Raw genomic sequence first — 18,820 nt, 5'->3', positions numbered from 1 at the left:
GAACGATCCGGCACGATGGCTCGAATGGAGCCTGTGGAGATCATCGAGGACGGCCTGCTGCTGCGCCCGTGGCGCGCCGAGGACGCCGACGCGGTGCACCGCGCCTGCCAGGATCCGGACATCCAGCGCTGGACCACCGTACCTCGCCCGTACCTCCCGGAGCACGCGACCGAGTTCGTCACCACGATCAGCGCCACCGCCTGGGCCGAGGGCACCGCCGCGCAGTTCGCGGTCTGCGACGCCGGCACCGGTGAGCTGTTCGCCTCGATCGGCCTGGTCTCCGTCGACCGCGCGCTGGAGTCGGCGGAGGTCGGCTACTGGACCGCGCCGTGGGCCCGGGGCCGGGGCGTCGCGGTCCGCGCCACCCGCGCGCTGGCCCGCTGGGCGTTCGACGCGCTCAAGCTGCGCCGGCTCACCTGGCAGGCCGAGATCGGCAACCACGCCTCCCGGCTGGTCGCGCTGCGCGCCGGCTTCCGGATCGACGGTGAGCTGCGGCTGGCACATCCCAGCCCCGGCGGGCGGGCCGAGGGCTGGATCGGCTCGCTGCTCCCCGGCGAGGTCGCCGCGGCGGGCGAGCCGATCCCCTACGGCCCGGACACGCTCCAGGCTCGCCGGGCCGCCGTCTTCGGCCGGCCGCAGCCGGTCCTGTTCGCCACCGCCGGGAACACCGAGCTGCGGCTGCGCGCGCTGGAGGAACGCGACCTGCCCGAGGTGACGCGCACCTGTCAGGACGAGCAGACCGTCCACTGGACCACGGTGCCGCACCCGTACCGGCCGGAGCACGCCGAGGGCTTCCTGCGCGACGTGGTGCGCCCGGCCTGGGCGCGGGGCACCGCGGTGACGTTCGCCGTGGCCGACCCGGACGACCGCTACGTCGCGTCGATCGACCTGCGCATCATGGCCGGAGACCCGCTGGTGGCCGACGTGGGTTACATGACCGCGCCGCACGCGCGCGGCCGGGGCTACCTGCCGGCCGCGCTCGCCGCGGTGTGCGCCTGGGGCTTCACCACGCTCGGCCTGGCCCGGATCGAGTGGCGCGCGAACGTCGGCAACACCGCCTCCCGGCGGGCCGCCGAGAAGGCCGGCTTCACCGTCGAGGGCACGCTGCGCGGCGGCGTCCAGCACCGCGGCGAGCGGCAGGACGTGTGGATCGGCGGCCTCCTGCCGGGCGACCTGGCGTGACGCCGGAGACGACCGAGGGGTACGGCGTACGGCTGCGGCAGTGCCACCTCGCGGACGTACCGGACATGGTGGCCGGTTGCGCGGATCCGGAGATCCGCCGGTTCATGCCCCTGCTGCCCGACCCGTACGACGCCGACGCCGCCCGGTGGTGGATCACCGAGGGGGCACCGGCGGCGTGGGCGGCGGGCGGCGCCGCGTACACGATCGCCGACCCGGCGACCGACCGGCTGCTCGGCAGCATCGGGCTGACCCGGCTCAGCGCGGAGCGGGCCACGTACGAGATCGGCTACTGGGTGGGACCGGCGGCGCGCGGCCGGGGCGTGGCCACCGCCGCCACCCGGCTGCTGACCGAGCGGGCGTTCACCGCCGGGGCGGCCCGGCTGGAACTGCTCACCCGGACGGAGAACGTGGCGAGCCAGCGCATCGCGCTCGCCTGCGGTTACCGGCACGAGGGCGTACGCCGGGCGGCGGGGGCGGACGGCGACGGCGTACGCCAGGATCTGATCGCCTGGGTGCGGCTGGCCGACGACCCGCCCGGGCCGGTCGCCCGGCTGCTGCCGGACCTGCCGGACGGCCGGCTCACCGACGGCGTCGTGACACTGCGCCCGGTGGAGCCGGCGGACACCGACACGCTGTACCGGCTGCACACGCTGCCGGAGGTGGTGGCCAACCGGGTGCCGCCGGTGGCACCGGAGCGCGCGGCGCTCGCGCGGCGCTGCCGGCTGGCGGCGAGCCGCTGGCTGGCGGGCGAGGCCGCCGACCTGGCGATCCTCGACGCGGCCACCGGCACTGTCGTCGGCGGCTGCGCGCTGTTCTACGACGAGCCGGCCACCGGGCAGGCCATGCTCGGCTACAGCCTGCTGCCCGAGGCGCGCGGGCGCGGGCTGGCGGCCCGCACCGTCCGGCTTGTCGCCGAATGGGCGTTCGGCATCGGGGTGGCCCGGCTCTGGGCCGGTACCCGGCCGGACAACGTCGCCTCGCAGCGGGTCCTGGAACGGGCCGGCTTCCGGCGGGAGGGGCTGCTGCGCGGCCGGCTTCCCGGCCCGGAGGGCATCCGCGTCGACTCGGTGGTCTACGGCCGGTTGGCCACCGACGGGAGCTGAGGACGGGCCCCGTGCGGAGCCCGTCCTGCCCGGTCGAGGGGTCACGTGTCGAGCTGGATGATCCCGTAGTCGTACGCGTGCCGCCGGTAGACCACGCTCGGGCGGCCGGACTCCTTGTCCTGGAACAGGTAGAAGTCGTGGCCGACCAGTTCCATCTGGAACAACGCGTCATCGACGGTCATCGGGTCGGCGGGGTGGACCTTCGCCCGGGCGATGTGCCACGGCTGGTCGTCGTATTCGGCGTAACGGTCCTCGTCGGGACGCTCGGCGACGGCGGTGGCGGCGCCGTGGCCGTCGCGCGCCGCCAGACCGGGCCCGTCGAGGTCGGCCACCGGCAGCCCGGCGGTCGCGGCGGCCACTGAGATCGGCGGCCGTCCCCGGTGCACCCGGCGGCGGTCCGCCGCGCGGCGGAAGCGCGTGTCCAGCTTGGCGATGGCGGCGTCGAGCGCGCTGTAGAAGTCGTTCGTGCAGGCCTCGGCCCGGATCACCGGGCCGCGCGTCACGCACGTGATCTCCACCCGCTGGCAGGTGTCCGCCTGGCGTGGATTGCGCTCGTGGAACAACTCGACGTCCACGCGAATGAGCTTCTGGTCGTAGCGTTCGATCTTCGCGAGCTTCTCGGCTACGTGTACCCGGTAATGGTCCGGCACTTCGACGTTACGGCCCTTGACCACGATGTCCACGTGACCTCCCTTGTTCGGACGGTCGTTCGGTCCGGATCATCCGGTCGACGCACCCGGGAGGGCCCGCTCGGCGTCGACCGGTGTTGTTCGGCTACGCCTCCTTCCAGTGCCGGGGGAAGGTTGGCATCCTCACTACCCCCGACACCGAAACGCTAACTCCTGTTCGGCCACCCGTCACCCCTGGTTGCCGAAGGCGGTCGCGGAATTTAACACCTCATACACCAAGGGGTGAAACGGATGCACGAAGCGTCACCGATGGTGCCGCTTTTGCGTTGCGGCGAGCACCGCCGCGGCCTTTGGCGTCATTCCCGCGCGGTGCAACATCCGGCTCACCACCGCCAGCGTGGCGCCGGTGGTGACGATGTCGTCGAGCAGCACGACAGTGCCGGCCGGCCGGTGTCCGCCCGGCGGACGGCGCAGCCGGAACGCGGCCTCGGCCGCGGCGGCCCGCCCGGCGCTGTCCAGCTCCACCGAGTCGGTCCGGGGCAGCGCGCGCAGCGGGCGCAGCACCCGTACCGGCCACCCGGCCGCGCGCAGCCGGTCCGCCGCCGGCCGGACCAACCGGTCGAGGTGGTCGCCGTAGCGGGCCCGGGCCGCGCGGGCGGTGTCCGGGACCGCCACCAGCGTCACCGGGCCGGGCGGCCCCACCGCCGCCGCGACCACCTCGGCCAGCAGCGCCCCCAGCGGCCGGGCCAGCCCGTGCCGACCCCTCTCCTTGTACGCCAGCAGCCCCTCGCGCAGCGCGCCGCCGTACGGGCCGAGCGCCACGCAGGGCGGAAGGCCGGGCGGGGCCGGATCGGGCCGGGCCGGTGCTGGACGCAACGACTCCAGCTCGCGCACGCAGCCGGAGCAGAAGCCGTGCCGCAGCCGCACCGACGTCGCGCCACAACCGGCGCACCCGGCAGGCAGCACGAGGTCGGTCAGGTCCGACCAGAGCCCGCCCAGGTCACGCACGGGCGGTCAGTAGAGGAAGAACGGCGCGGTCGGGTTTGTCGCCCGGCTTCCCGCCGGAACGTCGAGCACCTGCTCCCGCTTCACGTAGTCGAACGGGTTGTTCCGCCAGGCCGCGCCGTCCGTCTCGAACATGAACGAGAACGCGGCCAGGCCACGGTCACCGCCGCCCGGATACCCGGCGAGCTGGGTCACCGGTGCGCCGATCTCCACCGTCAGCGGGGTCTCCCAGGCGCCGTCGACGCTGAGCTGATGGATCGCCGAACGCCGGTCCGCCTCGTTGCCGGCCAGCGCCAGCTCGTTCTCCGCCACCCAGTCCACCACCGTCACGCCGGTGAGCAGCGTGGTGACCCGGCGGGGCTGTCCGAGGCTGACCACGCCACCGTCGACGCTCACCGCGGCGACGAAGACCGCGCCGCCGGAGGCCAGCACGATCCGGTGCCCGTCGAGTGAGCCGGCGACAGCCGTCACCGGCCCGGGTACCGACAGCGGGATCTCACTCATCCGGCCCACGCCGTCGAACCGGTAGAGCCGGCCGTCGGCCGCCACCAGACCGCCCGGGCGGGTCTTGCTCAGCGACCGCAGCCAGGTGGGACGGCTCATGGCCCGGAACGTCCGGTCGCCGGGGCTGAACACCGCGACCGGTTCCGGGCCGGTGCCCACCTTGAGCCGCCTGCGGTTGTCCGGCCCGGTCACCACGAGCGCGGCGAGCACCTGGTCCTCGGCGCGGGCGAGCGACGCGGAGACGACGTTGCGGTTCTCCGCGGGCGGCAGCGGCGCGGCGGCCCGGGACTCGTTGCCGAACCCGAGGGGACGGACGGCGCCGTCGTAGACGGCGTACCGCATCGGATCCGCGCCGCGGGGATAGGCGGTGACCGAGACGCGTTCCCGCCGCAGGTCGACGGTGAGCCGCTTCTGGTTCTGGATCTTCAGGTCGACCTGGCCGTCCAGGTCCGACAACGACCACGCCAACTGCGTGCCGAGCCGGGTCAGCCGCTGTTCGTTGGCGCCCGGCATGTTGAGGTTGATCTCCCAGTGACCGTCCGCGCCGGTCGCGTTGTTGATCAGCTGGGTGCCGTCCGGCAGCCCGGTCACGGCGGGGGCCAGCCAGTCCGACGGACGGTCGGCCAGCCACTTCATCACCTCGGTGATGCGCCGCTCGGTCGGCGCCGTCGAGAGCAGGTAGCGCTGGTCCGGCACCAGCCGGGTCAGGTCGGTGTTCCAGAAGTAGACGGTGCGGGCGCGGTAGTACTCGCGCACCGCCGAGTCACTGGCCAGCAGGATGTTCGGCAGGTCGGTGATCAGCAGGCCGGTGCCGGGGTCGGCGCGGCGCAGCTCGAAGACGTACTGCGTCTCGCTCGCCACCGGCGGGCCGAGCGTGCCGTCGGCGCGCAGCACGCCCACCTGCTGCACCTTGAGCGTCACGGTGCTGGTGCCCTGGTTGTTCGGCGGCGTGCTCTCCGGCTTCTCCCGCAGCCGCACCACCGTCAACTCGATCTCACTGGTCTGCGGCTTGCCCGGAAGCAGGTCGCGGGCCTCCTCGGCGAGGAACTTCCGGGCCCGGGCGTACGCCTGGTCGCGTTCCCCGGCCGCGGCGGCCCGCAGGTAGTTCTCGATGAACGGCACCGGCTCGTTGCTGTCGGCCGGTTCGGGCGGCCGGGCCGGGCTGCCGTTGAACACCCCGGACTCGGCGGCCGGCACCGAACCGTTCACCTGCACGTCGGTCTCGTCCGGGATGCCGCATCCGGCGAGCGTGACCGGCAGCAGCGCGCCGGTCAGCAACAGGGCCAGGACGCGGCGGTTCACGGCCGCGCCTCCGCGTGGTCGCCGCCGGCCGGTCCGGCGGTCAGTGCCGGCACGCCACCGGGCCCGACAGCGGGCAGGCCGCCGTCACGGGGGCCACCGAACGGCACCGTGGCGTCGGCCGGCACCAGCCGCAGCGGGGAGGTGGTGAGCCGGTCCCCGGCGCGGGCCGGCAGGGTGAGCCGGAACTGCGCGCCCTGCCCCGGCGCTCCCCACGCCTCCAGCCATCCGCCGTGCAGGCGGGCGTCCTCCAGGCTGATCGACAGGCCCAGCCCGGTACCGCCGGTCTGCCGGGCCCGCGACGGGTCGGCCCGCCAGAAGCGGTTGAACACCAGCTTCTCCTCCCCCGGCTTGAGGCCGACGCCGTGGTCCCGCACGGTGATCGCCACCGCGCTCTGGTCCTGGCCCAGGGTGATCCGTACCGGCTTGGCCTCGCCGTGCTCGACCGCGTTGCCGACCAGGTTGCGCAGCACCCGCTCGACGCGGCGCGGGTCGACCTCGGCGATCACCGGAGTGTCCGGCAGGTCCAGCTCGATGGTCACGCCGACCCGCTCGGCCAGCCCGGCCAGCCGCTCGGTCACCCGGTGCACCACCGGCACCAGGTCGGTGGGCTCGCTGTCCAGCACCGCGAAACCGGCGTCGAACCGGCTGATCTCCAGCAGGTCGGTGAGCAGTTCCTCGAACCGGTCCAGCTCGGCCTGGAGCAGCTCGGCGCTGCGGGCCACCGCCGGATCGAACTCGTCGCGCTCGGCGAAGATCAGGTCGGCGGCCATCCGGACCGTGGTCAGCGGCGTCCGCAGCTCGTGCGAGACGTCGGAGGTGAACCGGCGTTGCAGGCGGGACATCTCCTCCAGCCGGAGGATCTGCCGTTGCAGGTTCGTCGCCATCTGGTTGAACGAGGCGGCCAGCAGGGCGAGGTCGTCCTCGCCGGAGACCACCATGCGCTGGTCGAGCAGCCCGGCGGAGAGCCGTTGCGCGGTGCGCGCGGCCACCCGTACCGGCGTCACCACCAGGCGGGTGACCAGGGCGGCCAGCAGGCCGAGCAGGAGCACCAGCGCGACGCCGGTGGCGACCACGGTGGCCCGGGCGTCGGCCGCCGTCGCGTCCTGCCGCGCCAGCGGTACGAGGTAGTAGAGCTCGACCTGCCCGAACTTGGTCGGCACCGGGGAACCGTAGACGAGGTATTTCGTGCGCTCGCCGCCGAGCGAGCCGGTACGGATCTGGTGGGCGACCTTGCCGGAGGCGACGGCGGCCCGCAGCTCGTCACCGATCACCGCGTCCACGGGCACCTCGGGCGTGGTTCGCGGTTCGATGAACTCGGCGAAGTTGTCGGCGGTGATCGCCACCACCACGCCGCTGGTCTGGGTCGGGTCTCCGCCGGCCAGGTAGTTGACCGTGCCGTCGATGGTGTTCTGGAGCTGCGCCTCCTGCGGCTGGCTGTAGAGGTTGAACTGCTTGGCCGCGTACTCCCTGCCGTTGCTCAGCCGCAGTCGCACGTCGGTCTCGGCGTTCTCCAGCAGGATGCTGGTGATCTTGTCGGCGATCAGGTAGGCGAAACCGCCCACCAGCAGGCTCGACGCCACGAGCGTGATGGTGACGACACGGACCTGGAGCGACCGCCGCCACGCCTGGTGCACCGCGGCCGCGAGCCGGGCGGCCCGGCCGGTCAGGGCGAGCCAGAGCGCCCGCACGGCGGGTAGCCGGCGGGGCGCGGAGGGTAGCGGGGTCAACACAGTGCTGACCAGGCTATCCGGTGCCCGCCTTGTAGCCCACGCCTCGCACGGTGAGGATGATTTCGGGTCGCTCCGGATCCGGCTCGATCTTGGCGCGCAGCCGCTGCACGTGCACGTTGACCAGGCGGGTGTCCGCCGCGTGGCGGTAGCCCCAGACCTGCTCCAGCAGCACCTCACGGGTGAAGACCTGGCGCGGTTTGCGGGCGAGCGCGACAAGCAGGTCGAACTCCAGCGGCGTCAGCTTCACCTCCTCGCCGTCGCGGCTGACCGTGTGGGCCGGCACGTCGATGGTGATCTGGTTGCCGGGCGGGCCGATGGTCAGCATCTCCGGCGCCACGTCCTCGCCCCGGCGGAGCCGGGCCCGCATCCGGGCCACCAGCTCCTTGGGCTTGAACGGCTTGACCACGTAGTCGTCGGCGCCGGACTCGAGCCCGAGCACGACGTCGACGGTGTCGCTCTTGGCGGTCAGCATCACGATCGGCACGCCGGACTCGCCCCGGATGGCGCGGGCCACGTCGATGCCGCTCATGCCCGGCAGCATCAGGTCGAGCAGGACGATGTCCGGTCGGTTGTCGCGGAAGGCGGCCAGCGCCCGTTCGCCGTCCGCGACGAAGGACGGCACAAAGCCCTCGCTGCGCAGCACGATGCCGAGCATCTCGGCGAGGGCGGGGTCGTCGTCGACCACGAGTACCCGGGCTCTCATGGGGTTTATCGTTCCATCCCCGTTCGTCTGGAGTGTTCGGCGTCTCCACGGAACCGTAGCGCCGAGCGGCCCCACGCACCACAGCAGTCGGCGTGGCCGCCCAGCGTGGCGTGCCGGGGTGGTCGGGTCCACCGGATGCGGACCCGCCGTGCAACCATGATCCCCCGGGCGTCGCCCCGCCCGCCACCTCCGCTCCCCCGCCCAGGAGTACGCGTGCCCGACGCCGGCCCGACCGCGGTGCTGCCGCGCCGTCCGCTGACCGTCGGCGAGCTGCTCGACGCGGCGGTGCTGCTGCTGCGCGACCAGGCGCGGGTGCTCGTCCCCCTCGCCCTCCTGCTGGCCCTCGCCGAACAGGCGGTGCTCCACCCGCTGCGGATGCTGGTCGCGGCCGAACCGCCGGCCTGGTGGCCGGCGGAGATCGGCGACACCCTTCCCGGGTACTGGCTGCTGCTGGCGGCCGGCGCCGGCACCGAAGCCGCGATCATCGCGCTGCTCGGCGCCCCGGCCGCACGCGGTGCCGGCGCGGCGCTGCTGGGCCGCCGTTCCGCGCCGTCGGAGCTGCTGCGCGGCGCCCGGCCGGGCGCGACGCTGCCGGCCGCCGTCCTGGTCGGGCTGACCGTCACCGCCGCCGCGCTGACCGGGCCGGGCTGGTTCCTGGCGTACGCGCTGCTCGGCCTGGTGGTGCCGGTGCTGGTGCTGGACGGGGTGCCGGCGCACCGGGCGCCGTGGCGGGCGGTACGCCTCGCCGGCCGGGTCGGCGCGCGGGCCGCCGCGATCCGGCTGCTGGGCTACCTGGGCTGGTGGCTGATCCGGCTCGGCATCGGGCTGGGCGTCTACTACGGGCTGGGCATGCTGGGTCTGTTCGACGTCTCGGCCTGGGCGCTGCCGGTGACGATCGCCGCCTTCACCGCCGTGAACGCGCTGGCGTACTCGGCGCTCGCCTGCCTGGACGCGGTGCTCCACCTGGAGACCCGGATCCGCACCGAAGGGCTGGACATCCGGCTCTCCCGCGCGCCCGCCGGCGTGCCCGAGCCCGCCCTGCTGGCGGCGTACCGGTGAGCCGGTGGTGGACCGAGACGGTGGCGGCCCTCGGTGACGTGGTGCCGCTGCCGCTGGCCGCGCTGATCCTGCTGGGCGTCGCGCTGCTGGTGGCGCTGGCATGGTACTTCTTCCCCGCGTGGGTGCCCCGCCGGCTGCCCCGGTTCCGGTTCCCCCGGCTGCGGTGGCCACGCCTGCCCCGGCTGAGGTGGCCCCGGTTCCGGCGTCCTCGCCGGTCCCGTGACGACGACCCGCCGCCCGTGCGCCTGCCCGCGCCCCGGCTGCCGGAACCGGCCGGGCCCGGGCTGGCCGACCGGCTGGCGGCCGAGGGCCGGTACGCGGAGGCGGTCCGGGAGCGGCTGCGCGAGATGGTCCGGCTCCTGGTCGTGCGGCAGGTGGTGGAGCCCCGCCCCGGGCTCACAGTCGTCGAGCTGACCGAGGCGGCGGCCCGTGCCCGGCCGAGGGTCCGGCCCACGCTGCACGAGGCCGGGGCGATCTTCTCCGACCTCTGGTACGCCCAGCGCCCCGCCACCGCCGCGCACGACCGGCGGATGCGTGATCTCGCCGCCGACCTGAGTCGCGAGCTGACCGGGGAGGAGCCGCGGTGACCGCCACCGTCGAACCGGAGACCACGACTGCGGCCACGACTGTGCCGCGCCGGCGGCCGTACCGGTTGCTCGTCCCGCTCGGGCTGGCGGTGCTGCTGATCGTGACCACGCTCGTGCTGCGCGCGGTCGACCGGCCCGACGCGGACGAGCCCGGTTTCCTGTCCCCGGTCGCCACCGACGGCGACGGCGCCAGCCGGCTCGCGGAAGCACTGCGGACGCAGGGCGTGCCGGTACGCCGGGAGACGGATCTGACAGCGGCGCTGCGTACCGCCCGCGCCGAGCCGAGCACGCTGTTCGTGCCCGCGCCCGGGCTCGTGCACCCGGACCTGCTCGACGGCCTGACCACCCTCCCGCCGGGCAGCCGGCTGGTGCTGGTCGAGCCGTCCCGGCGGGTGCTCGCCGAACTGGACGTCCCGGTCGAGCCGGCCGGCGTTCGCTGGGCCGCGCGGGCGGTGCCGCCGGACGCGGACGGCACGCCGTGCCGGCTGCCCGAGGCGGTCCGGGCCGGTGTCGCCGCGATCGACCTCCAGCGTTACGCCGGACCGGCCGAGGTCGACCACTGCTACGGCGGCGCGCTGCTGCGCGTCCCCGGGCGGGTCGAGGTGGTGCTGGCCGGCGCCAGTGACCCGTTCCGCAACGAGCGGATCGGCGAGTGGAGCAACGAGGCGCTCGCCACCGGCCTGCTCGGCGGCGACCGCCCGCTGGTCTGGCTCGACCTGCCCGAGCCGGTACCGGCGCCGACCCGCCCGAGCTGGTCCCCGGCACCGTTCACCGAGCAGCCCGCGCCGGCCGGCAGCGGCCGGTCGGAACGACCCGATCCGCCCGACCGAGCCGACCGGTCGTGGGAGAACCCGCTCTGGGGCGCCTTCCCGCAGTGGTTCTGGGCCGTCCTGGTGCAGCTCGCCCTGGCCGGGCTGCTCGTGGTGCTGTGGCGGGCCCGCCGGCACGGGCCGCCGGTGTCGGAGCCGCTGCCGGTGACCGTCCGCTCCGCCGAGACGGTGCGCGGCCGGGCTCGGCTCTACCGCCGGGCGGGCGCCCGGGACACCGTCGCCGGGACGTTGCGCGCCGCCGCGCTGGACCGGCTGACGACCCGGCTCAACCTGCCCCCTGGGACACCCGACGACGAGGTGGCCGCCCGGGTCGCCGAGCGCGCCGGCGCCGACCCGGAACGGGTGGCCGACCTGCTCCACGGCCCGGCCCCGGCCAACGACCGCGAGCTGCTGGAGCTGGCCCGCGAACTGGACGCCCTGACCCGTACCCTGGCCCCGCATCCGAGCGAAGGAGACCCCCGGTGACCGGACCCGTCACGACCACCGCCCCGTCCGGCGCCCGCGCCGCCCTGCACCGCCTGCGGGCCGAGGTGGCGAAGGCCGTCGTCGGGCAGGACGCCGTGGTCACCGGCCTGGTGATCGCGTTGCTCTGCCGGGGGCACGTGCTGCTGGAGGGCGTACCGGGGGTGGCCAAGACGCTGCTGGTGCGGACCCTGGCCGCCGCGCTCGACCTGGACGCCAAGCGGGTGCAGTTCACCCCCGACCTGATGCCCGGCGACGTCACCGGCTCGCTGATCTTCGACCAGCGCACCGCCGCCTTCACGTTCCGGGAGGGGCCGGTCTTCACCAACCTGCTGCTCGCCGACGAGATCAACCGCACCCCGCCCAAGACGCAGTCGGCGCTGCTGGAGGTGATGGAGGAACGGCAGGTCTCCGTCGAGGGCGAGCGCCGTCCGCTGCCGGACCCGTTCATCGTCGCGGCCACCCAGAACCCCGTCGAGTACGAGGGCACCTACCCGCTCCCCGAGGCGCAGCTGGACCGCTTCCTGCTGAAGCTGACAGTGCCACTGCCGGAGCGGGAGGAGGAGCTGGGCGTGCTGCGCGCGCACCACGCCGGGTTCGACCCGCGCGACCTGGGCGCGGCGGGCGTACGCCCGGTGGCCGGCGTGGCGGACCTGGCCGCCGCCCGGGCCGAGGTGCGGAACGTGCACGTGGCCGAACCGGTGCTCGGCTACATCGTGGACCTGTGCCGGGGCACCCGCTCCGCGCCCGCGCTGGAGCTGGGCGCGTCCCCGCGAGGCGCGACCGCGCTGCTGAACACGGCCAAGGCGTGGTCCTGGCTGGCCGGCCGCGACCACGTCACGCCGGACGACGTCAAGGCGGTCGCCCGGCCCACGCTGCGGCACCGGCTGCGTCCTCGCCCGGAGGCCGAGCTGGAGGGCGTGACCGTGGACGCGGTGCTGGAGTCGGTGCTGGCCACCGTGCCGACGCCGCGATGACCTGGCGGGCGGGTCTGCTGCTCGGCGCGGGCGCGCTGACGCTGCCGTTCTGGCCGGCGCCGTTCCTCGGCGTCGCCGTGCTGACCGCCGTGGTGCTGCTGCTGGTGCTGCTCGACCGGGCGTTGGCGGTCCCGCCGGACGCGCTGGTCGTGACCCGTTCCGGGGAGCGGACGGTCCGCCTCGGCGGCACCGCCACCGTCTCGCTGCACCTGGCCAACCCGACCGACCGCACGCTGCACGCCCAGGTGCGCGACGCCTGGGTGCCGTCGGCCGGGGCTCGCCCGGACGTGCCGCCGGACCGCCTGCTCACCGTGCCGCCCGGTGACGCCGCCACGCTGCCGGTCCGGCTCACCCCGACCCGGCGCGGCGACCGGCGGGCGGTGGCGCTGACCGTACGCTCGCTCGGGCCGATGCGCCTGGGTGCCCGGCAGCGCGCCGGGCGCCCGGCCACCCCACAGTGGACGCTGCGGGTGCTGCCCCGCTTCGACTCCCGCCGGCACCTGCCGGAGAAGCTGGCCCGGCTGCGGGTCATCGACGGGGTGCAGGTGACCCGGGGGCGCGGTCACGGCACCGAGTTCGACACGTTGCGCGAGTACGCGGTGGGCGACGACGTCCGCTCGATCGACTGGCGGGGCAGCGCCCGCCGCGCCGACGTGCTGGTGCGCACCTGGCGCCCGGAGCGGGACCGGCGCCTGGTCTGCGTGCTGGACACCGGCCGCACGTCGGCGGTACGCCTCGGCGACGAGCCCCGGCTGGACACCGCCATCGACGCGGCGCTGCTGCTCACCGCGCTCGCCGCCCGCGCGGGTGACCGGGTGGACCTGCTGGCGGCGGACACCGAGATCCGGGCCCGGGTCACCGGCAGCGGCCGCCCGGCGCTGCTCGCCCGGCTGGTCGACGCGGTGGCACCGTTGCAGCCCGCGCTGGCCGAGACCGACTTCGAGCTGATCGCCGCCGAGGTGCTGCGCCGGGAACGGCAGCGCAGCCTGGTGGTGCTGTTCACCGCGCTGGAGGCGGGCGCGATCGGTGACGGGCTGTTGCCGGTGCTGCCCCGGCTGGCCACCCGGCACCGGGTGGTGCTGGCCGCCGCCAGCGACCCGGTGCTGACCGGGCTCGCCACCGCCACCCCGGCCGGCCCGGACGACCCGTACGCGGCCGCGTCGGCGTGGCGGGCGCTGGCCGAGCGGGACCGGGTACGCGCCGCCCTGTCGCGCTACGGCGTGACGGTGGTGGACGTGCCCGCACACCGGCTGGCCCCGGCCGTCGCCGACACCTATCTGCGGCTCAAGTCCCTCGGCCAGCTCTGACCGCACGCCGGCCGAGCACCAGCGCGTACGCCAGGAAGGCCAGCCACACCGCGGCACCGGCCGCCACCCGCAGCACGACCGGCACCGGCGCCGGGGTGACGAACGCCTCGATCAGCGCGGAGACCGCGAACATGCCGACCAGACCGGCCGCGACCACGACGGCGAGCTTTCCCGCCTCGGCGACCGCCGGGCCGCGGCCGAGGTGCGCGGGCGGGGCGATCCAGGCCCAGGCGGTACGCAGTCCGACCCCGGCGGCGACGAAGATGCCGGTCAGCTCCAGCAGCCCGTGCGGGGTGATCATGCCGAAGAAGACGTCCGCCCGGCCGTAGGAGACCATCACGCCGCCGACCACGCCGATGTTCAGCGCGTTCTGCCACAGCAGCCAGAACACCGGCACCACGAGCACACCGGCGGCCAGGCACTGGGCCGCCAGCCACGCGTTGTGCGTCCACAGGTGGAACGCGAAGGTAGGCGCGGCGTACTCGCTGTAGTAGCCGGCGAAGCCGGAGTCGACGAGTTCCCGGGCGGCCTGCTCGCCGATGAACGCGGCGGCGGTGTCCGGGTTGGCGGCGACGAACCAGATGAGGAAGGCGGTCAGGGCGCTGAACGCGGTGGCCACGCCGCACCACCAGGGCCAGGCCCGGTAGAGCGCGGCGGGCAGGTCGGCGGCCAGGAACCGGCCCACTGCCGTCCAGGACAGCCGGGGGCGGCCGGTGACCCGCGCCCGGGCCGCGAGGACGAGGTGGGACAGGCGGTTCACCAGCGCGGGCTCGGGGGCCCGGGCGCGCAGCGCGGACAGGTGCGTGGCGCTGCGCTGGTAGAGCGCGACCAGCTCGTCGACCTCGGCCGCGTCGAGGCGACGCCGCCCGGTCAGGTGTTCCAGCCGCCGCCATTCGGCGTTGTGCTCGGCCACGTACGCGTCGAGATCCACTCACCCTCCCCCGTCCGGCGTCCATGGTGTTCACTGTCGGGGTGCGCGCGCAACCTCCCCCACCGCCCCGGTGGGCCGACGCCGGTCTGGTCAGCGGCGAGGCGGTGGAGCTGGACATCCGGGCGGCCCGGCTGGGCTCCCGGGTGCTCGCCCTGCTGATCGACGCGGTGATCCAGCTCGTGCTGGCACTGCTGCTCGGGACGGTGCTGACGGTGGTGGCGCTCGCCCTGCTCGGTGACGTCCTCGACGCCGCGCTGGCCGGCGCGCTCCAGACCGTGCTGCTGGTGCTGGTCCTGCTCGGCTATCCGGTGGTGATGGAGCGCTTCGCCGGTGGCCGGACGGTGGGCAAACTGGCCGTGGGGCTGCGGGTGGTACGGGCCGACGGCGGCCCGGTCGGTGTGGGCCAGTCGCTGACCCGGGCGCTCGTCGGTGTCGCGGTGGAGTGGCCCGGCCTGGTGCTGCCGCTGTTGAGCTGGGTCGCCGGCGTCACGGTGATGCTCACCGACCCGCGTGGTCGCCGGCTGGGCGACCTGGTCGCCGGCACGCTCGTGGTGCACACCCGTGGCGCCGGAATGTGGCGGCCGCTGCCGCCGGCACCCCCGCCGCTGCTGGCCTGGGCGGCCACGCTCGACCTGACCCGGTTCGACGACGGGCTGGCGCTTGCCGTCCGGCAGTACCTGGACCGGTTGCCCCAGCTCGCCGAGCCGGACCGGTCCCGGCTGGGCCGGGCGCTGTGGGCCGAGGTCGCGACGGTCACCTCACCGCCTCCGCCCTGGGCGGCGCAGGACTGGGTCTACCTGTCCGCCGTGCTGGCCGAGCGGGGGCGCCGGGCCGCGCTGCGGTTGGGCCGCGCCCGGACGGTCACCGCCACGCTCTGGCCGGAGCTGGTCCCGGCGCAGGCGGGCGTACCGCACCCGGCCGCGCCGGCCGCCGGGTTACGGCCCGCCGCGCCGGAGGCCGCACCCGGTCCGGTACGCCGCTGAGCCGCGCTCAGGCGAACAGCTCCCGCCCCCACCAGTCGGCCGCGTCGCGGACGCCCGGCGGGCAGGCGAACAGGCCACTGGAGACGTGCCGCAGGTACTCGTTCATCGCGTCGTTGCGGGCCAGCCGGGTCTGGACGGGCACGAACTGCCGGCGCGGGTCCCGCTGGTAGGCGATGAAGAACAGACCGGCGTCGAGCCGGCCCAGCCCGTCCGAGCCGTCCACGAAGTTGTAGCCGCGGCGCAGCAGGCGGGCGCCGTTGTTCGCATCCGGGTGAGCAAGCCGTACGTGCGCGGTGGCCGCGATGAGCGGCTCGCCGTCGTCGCCCTTCGCGGCGAAGTCCGGCTCGTCGAACTCGTCGCGCCGGCCCAGTGGCGCGCCGCTGCCCTTGGTCCGGCCGACGATCATCTCCTGCTCGGCCAGCGGGCTGCGGTCCCATGTCTCGATGAGCATCCGGATCTTCCGGGTGACCAGGTAGGAGCCGCCGGTCATCCAGTCCGGGCCGTCGCCGGGCTGCACCCAGAGCTGGTCGCGCAGCAGGCCGGCGTCCTCGGCCTTGAGATTGGCGGTGCCGTCCTTGAAGCCGAACAGGTTGCGCGGCGTGGCCTGGTCCCGCGACGTCGACGAGGTACGCCCGAAGCCGAGCTGCGACCAGCGCACGCTCACCACGCCCATGCCGATGCGGGCCAGGTTGCGGATGGCGTGCACCGCCACCTGCGGGTCGTTGGCGCAGGCCTGCACGCAGAGGTCACCGCCGGACAGCTCCGGCCGCAGCGCGTCCCCGGCGAAGTGCGGCAGGTCGGCCAGCGCGGCCGGACGGCGGGCGGCGATGCCGAAGCGGTCCCGGCCCTGCGCGTCGCGGAACAGCGTCGCCCCGAAGCCCACGGTGAGGGTGAGCTGCGACGGGGGCAGTCCGAGCGCCTCACCGGTGTCGTCCGGCGGGGCCTCGGGCATGCCGCCGACCGCGCCGATCACCCCGGCGTCCTTGCCGGCGGTCATCCGGGCCCCGGCGGCGGTCCACTCCTGGAGCATCGCGACGAGCCGGTCCCGGTCCTTCGTGACCACGTCGAACGCGACGAAGTGCAGCCGGTCCTGTGCCGGGGTGGTGATGCCGGCCTGGTGCTCGCCGAGGAACGGCACGGAACCGGCGGCCGATCCGGTGGCGGACGCCTCGTTCCCGCCGGCGAGCAGAGCGCCCGCGCCGCCCGCCACCCCGGCGACCCCGGCCACACCGACGCCGGCCAGTGTCATCGCCCGGCGCCGGGACAGGCCACGGCCGCTCCGCTCGCTGTTCGGCTCGCTCGACGCGTCGCCGCCGGCCGGACCGGTCATCGCGCGACTGCCGCCGCGACCTTGCTGACCGGCTCGGCCAGCGCGTTCACCGCGTCCGACAGCTCCTTCAGCTCAGCCTTGCCGAGCTGCGTGTGCAGCTTCCAGCCGTCGCCGGCCCGGTGCCTGCCGAGCGTCGCCTCCACGTTCGCGAACTCGCCGTCGAGCTGCTTGACCAGGTCGGGCGCGCGCTGCTCCAGCGCCGGGCGCAGTGCGGCGATGGCCGCCTTCGAGCCCTCCAGGTTGGCGTTGAAGTCCCACAGGTCGGTGTGCGAGTAGCGCTCCTCCTCGCCGGTGATCTTGCCGCTGGCGACCTCGTCGAGCAGCGCCTTGGCACCGTTGGCGAGCTGGAGCGGGGTGAGCTTCTCGGCGTCGGCCTTGGCGACGATCGCCTTGACGTCGGCCAGGAGCCGGTCGGCGATCGGCCCGTCCTTGCTGACGTCGCCGGTGGTCCAGAGGTCCTTCTCGATCCGGTGGAAGCCGGTGAACTCCATGCCCTCCTCGACCACCTCCTCGCGGCCGTCGATCTTCGGGTCGAGGTCGCCGAAGCTCTCCGCGACCGGCTCGATCCGCTCCCAGTAGGTGCGGGCCACCGGGTACAGCGCCTTGGCCTTCGCCACGTCGTTCGCCTTGACCGCCGCCACGAACTCCTCGGTCTTCGTCAGCAGCGCGGCGGTCTGGCTGCGCACGTACCGCTGGTAGCTCTCGGTGGCCTGGGTGAGCGCGGCGTCGGGTGCGACGGTCGCGGCGGTGCCGGAGACCTTCAGCGCGCCCCGGATGCCCCGGCCGCTCATGCCCGGCTTGCAGGCCGTCTCGTACGTGCCGGCGGCCAGCTCGACCCGCAGCTCACGGCTGAGCCCGGGGGCGATGTTCTCCACCTCGCCCATCACCCGGTCACCGGCGGCGTAGACGTAGAACTCGTTGACCTTGGAACCGCTGTTCGTCACCTTGAAGGTGACCTGACCGGCGTCGATCTCGGTGTCGCCGACCTCGCAGGCGGTGTCGGTGGCCTTGACGGCGATCGGCCCGCCGTTCGTGGCGTCGGCGTCGTCACCGCCGCACCCGGCCAGGCCGGCGACGGCGAGCAGCCCGGCGGCGGCGGGCGCGACGAGTCGAGTGGTACGCATGGCGCGGGGTCTCCTCGGAAGGGGCGGGTCAGGCGCGGGATGACGGGACGGCGGCCACGTCGGCCGCAACCGGCTCGACGGGCTGAGCGGGCTCGACGGGCTGAGCGGGCTTGACCGGCCGGCCCGGCTTGCGCAGGAACAGCGCGAGCACCGGCACCGCGTACGCGACCCAGGCGATCAGCTCCAGCACCGTCGGCGCGGCCGTGACGTTGAACATGCCGGCGAGCAGCGCGCCGTACCAGGAACTCGGGTCGAGCGTGCCCGAAATGTCGAACGCCAGGTCGTTCAGGCCGGGCAGCACGCCCGCCTCCTGGAAGTCGTGCACGCCGTACTTGAGGATGCCGGCGGCGACCAGGATGAGCAGCGCGCCGGTCCAGGTGAAGAACCGGCTCAGGTTGATCCGTACCGCGCTGCGGTAGAGCAGGAATCCGATCACGACGGCGGTGGCGATGCCGCCGGCCAGGGCGAGCAGCGCGCCGGGCCCGGTGCCGCCGGCCGCACTCTCGGCGGCCGCGTAGAAGATCAGCGCGGTCTCCAGGCCCTCGCGGATCACGGCGAGGAACGCCATGCCGGCGACGGCCAGGGAGCCGACCGCGAGCGCGTCGGTGAGCTTGCCGCGCAGCTCACCGGCGATGGTGCGGGCGGCCCGGCGCATCCAGAAGATCATCCAGGTCACGAAGACCACGGCGGCGACCGAGGTGACCGCCTCGAACAGCTCGCGCGACTCGGAGGTGCGCAGCAGCGAGGTGGAGGTGTACTGGATCAGGGAGCCGAAGACGACGGAGAGCGCCACGGCCAGGCCGACGCCGGCCCACACCTGCGGCAGCCGGTCCCGGCGCTGCGACTTGACCAGGAAGGCGACGAGGATGCTGACCACGAGTGTCGCTTCCAGGCCCTCACGCAGGCCGATCAGGTACGTGGCGAACATGGGAACTCCGTAGTCAGGCTTGCCTCAGTTAACTTAGGGCAGCCATACCTTGCTCCTCTTCCCAGCAAACGTCAAGCTGATCCGCGTAACGTCACCCGGTTCGACATCCGCAAGCCTTCCCCGTACGCGAAAAGGGACCGGGAC

17 protein-coding genes are annotated in these 18,820 nt (G+C 74.6%); 8 read left to right on the top strand and 9 right to left on the bottom strand.

What is annotated here, in order from left to right; translation table 11 throughout:
* Nucleotides 1-24 precede the first annotated feature (24 nt).
* Nucleotides 25-1,182 carry a GNAT family N-acetyltransferase gene (locus tag AB0C17_RS26270; protein WP_357387893.1) on the top strand — a complete coding sequence of 386 codons (1,158 nt, stop codon included), beginning with the start codon at nucleotides 25-27 and terminating at the stop codon, nucleotides 1,180-1,182.
* Nucleotides 1,179-2,285, top strand: coding sequence for a GNAT family N-acetyltransferase (locus AB0C17_RS26265; RefSeq protein ID WP_357470293.1), 1,107 nt, complete (start codon nucleotides 1,179-1,181; stop codon nucleotides 2,283-2,285). Before AB0C17_RS26270 ends, AB0C17_RS26265 begins: the two co-directional genes overlap by 4 nt.
* A 41-nt stretch (nucleotides 2,286-2,326) precedes the next feature.
* Here the strand turns inward: AB0C17_RS26265 and raiA are convergent, their stop codons facing one another.
* The 5 genes from raiA to mtrA form a co-directional block, all read right to left on the bottom strand.
* Nucleotides 2,327-2,968 (bottom strand): ribosome-associated translation inhibitor RaiA, encoded by a 642-nt coding sequence (gene raiA, locus AB0C17_RS26260; RefSeq protein WP_357387897.1) that lies wholly within the window; start codon nucleotides 2,966-2,968, stop codon nucleotides 2,327-2,329.
* 249 nt (nucleotides 2,969-3,217) lie between these two features.
* Nucleotides 3,218-3,922 (bottom strand): ComF family protein, encoded by a 705-nt coding sequence (locus AB0C17_RS26255; RefSeq protein WP_357387898.1) that lies wholly within the window; start codon nucleotides 3,920-3,922, stop codon nucleotides 3,218-3,220.
* Between the two features lie 6 nt (nucleotides 3,923-3,928).
* Nucleotides 3,929-5,725 carry a hypothetical protein gene (locus AB0C17_RS26250; protein WP_357387900.1) on the bottom strand — a complete coding sequence of 599 codons (1,797 nt, stop codon included), beginning with the start codon at nucleotides 5,723-5,725 and terminating at the stop codon, nucleotides 3,929-3,931.
* A complete protein-coding gene (mtrB, locus tag AB0C17_RS26245) occupies nucleotides 5,722-7,455 on the bottom strand; it encodes an MtrAB system histidine kinase MtrB (protein ID WP_357387902.1) in 1,734 nt (577 codons plus the stop codon). The genes AB0C17_RS26250 and mtrB overlap by 4 nt, the downstream gene beginning before the upstream one ends.
* A gap of 13 nt (nucleotides 7,456-7,468) precedes the next feature.
* Nucleotides 7,469-8,158: an MtrAB system response regulator MtrA gene (gene mtrA / locus AB0C17_RS26240; protein ID WP_013284210.1), complete on the bottom strand. Its 690-nt coding sequence runs from the start codon at nucleotides 8,156-8,158 to the stop codon at nucleotides 7,469-7,471.
* A gap of 213 nt (nucleotides 8,159-8,371) precedes the next feature.
* Between mtrA and AB0C17_RS26235 the strand changes: the two genes are divergently transcribed.
* The 5 genes from AB0C17_RS26235 to AB0C17_RS26215 are packed head-to-tail and all read left to right on the top strand — an operon-like array spanning nucleotide 8,372 to nucleotide 13,380.
* Nucleotides 8,372-9,217 carry a hypothetical protein gene (locus AB0C17_RS26235; protein WP_357387904.1) on the top strand — a complete coding sequence of 282 codons (846 nt, stop codon included), beginning with the start codon at nucleotides 8,372-8,374 and terminating at the stop codon, nucleotides 9,215-9,217.
* Nucleotides 9,214-9,804: a DUF4129 domain-containing protein gene (locus tag AB0C17_RS26230; protein ID WP_357387906.1), complete on the top strand. Its 591-nt coding sequence runs from the start codon at nucleotides 9,214-9,216 to the stop codon at nucleotides 9,802-9,804. Before AB0C17_RS26235 ends, AB0C17_RS26230 begins: the two co-directional genes overlap by 4 nt.
* The gene (locus AB0C17_RS26225; RefSeq protein ID WP_357480934.1) at nucleotides 9,801-11,099 is read left to right on the top strand and encodes a DUF4350 domain-containing protein; all 1,299 of its coding nucleotides are present in this window, start codon (nucleotides 9,801-9,803) and stop codon (nucleotides 11,097-11,099) included. Before AB0C17_RS26230 ends, AB0C17_RS26225 begins: the two co-directional genes overlap by 4 nt.
* Nucleotides 11,096-12,073: a MoxR family ATPase gene (locus AB0C17_RS26220; RefSeq protein ID WP_357387910.1), complete on the top strand. Its 978-nt coding sequence runs from the start codon at nucleotides 11,096-11,098 to the stop codon at nucleotides 12,071-12,073. The genes AB0C17_RS26225 and AB0C17_RS26220 overlap by 4 nt, the downstream gene beginning before the upstream one ends.
* On the top strand, nucleotides 12,070-13,380 hold the full coding sequence (locus AB0C17_RS26215) for a DUF58 domain-containing protein (RefSeq protein WP_357470282.1): 1,311 nt from the start codon (nucleotides 12,070-12,072) through the stop codon (nucleotides 13,378-13,380). The genes AB0C17_RS26220 and AB0C17_RS26215 overlap by 4 nt, the downstream gene beginning before the upstream one ends.
* On the opposite strand, the gene AB0C17_RS26210 is transcribed toward AB0C17_RS26215, so the two are convergent.
* Nucleotides 13,358-14,311 carry a stage II sporulation protein M gene (locus AB0C17_RS26210; protein ID WP_357387914.1) on the bottom strand — a complete coding sequence of 318 codons (954 nt, stop codon included), beginning with the start codon at nucleotides 14,309-14,311 and terminating at the stop codon, nucleotides 13,358-13,360. The genes AB0C17_RS26215 and AB0C17_RS26210 overlap by 23 nt on opposite strands.
* Nucleotides 14,312-14,352: 41 nt before the next feature.
* Between AB0C17_RS26210 and AB0C17_RS26205 the strand changes: the two genes are divergently transcribed.
* Entirely contained in the window at nucleotides 14,353-15,294 is a 942-nt protein-coding gene (locus AB0C17_RS26205; RefSeq protein ID WP_357387916.1) for an RDD family protein, read from the top strand.
* 7 nt (nucleotides 15,295-15,301) lie between these two features.
* Here the strand turns inward: AB0C17_RS26205 and efeB are convergent, their stop codons facing one another.
* The 3 genes from efeB to efeU are packed head-to-tail and all read right to left on the bottom strand — an operon-like array spanning nucleotide 15,302 to nucleotide 18,676.
* Entirely contained in the window at nucleotides 15,302-16,624 is a 1,323-nt protein-coding gene (efeB, locus tag AB0C17_RS26200) for an iron uptake transporter deferrochelatase/peroxidase subunit (protein ID WP_357387918.1), read from the bottom strand.
* Entirely contained in the window at nucleotides 16,621-17,748 is a 1,128-nt protein-coding gene (gene efeO / locus AB0C17_RS26195; RefSeq protein WP_357387920.1) for an iron uptake system protein EfeO, read from the bottom strand. Before efeO ends, efeB begins: the two co-directional genes overlap by 4 nt.
* A 28-nt stretch (nucleotides 17,749-17,776) precedes the next feature.
* Nucleotides 17,777-18,676: an iron uptake transporter permease EfeU gene (efeU, locus tag AB0C17_RS26190; RefSeq protein WP_357387922.1), complete on the bottom strand. Its 900-nt coding sequence runs from the start codon at nucleotides 18,674-18,676 to the stop codon at nucleotides 17,777-17,779.
* Nucleotides 18,677-18,820 lie beyond the last annotated feature (144 nt).

Origin of the sequence: Micromonospora sp. NPDC048887 (genome assembly GCF_040649715.1) — a bacterium.
Classification (GTDB): domain Bacteria; phylum Actinomycetota; class Actinomycetes; order Mycobacteriales; family Micromonosporaceae; genus Micromonospora.
This window is presented reverse-complemented; position numbering and strand designations above follow the sequence as displayed.

Excerpts from the sequence above, each read along its gene's own strand:
- efeB (WP_357387918.1), bottom strand. The coding sequence starts at position 16,624 with ATGACCGGTCCGGCCGGCGGCGACGCGTCGAGCGAGCCGAACAGCGAG.
- mtrA (WP_013284210.1), bottom strand. The coding sequence starts at position 8,158 with ATGAGAGCCCGGGTACTCGTGGTCGACGACGACCCCGCCCTCGCCGAG.
- efeU (WP_357387922.1), bottom strand. The coding sequence starts at position 18,676 with ATGTTCGCCACGTACCTGATCGGCCTGCGTGAGGGCCTGGAAGCGACA.
- AB0C17_RS26215 (WP_357470282.1), top strand. The coding sequence starts at position 12,070 with ATGACCTGGCGGGCGGGTCTGCTGCTCGGCGCGGGCGCGCTGACGCTG.
- efeO (WP_357387920.1), bottom strand. The coding sequence starts at position 17,748 with ATGCGTACCACTCGACTCGTCGCGCCCGCCGCCGCCGGGCTGCTCGCC.
- AB0C17_RS26270 (WP_357387893.1), top strand. The coding sequence starts at position 25 with ATGGAGCCTGTGGAGATCATCGAGGACGGCCTGCTGCTGCGCCCGTGG.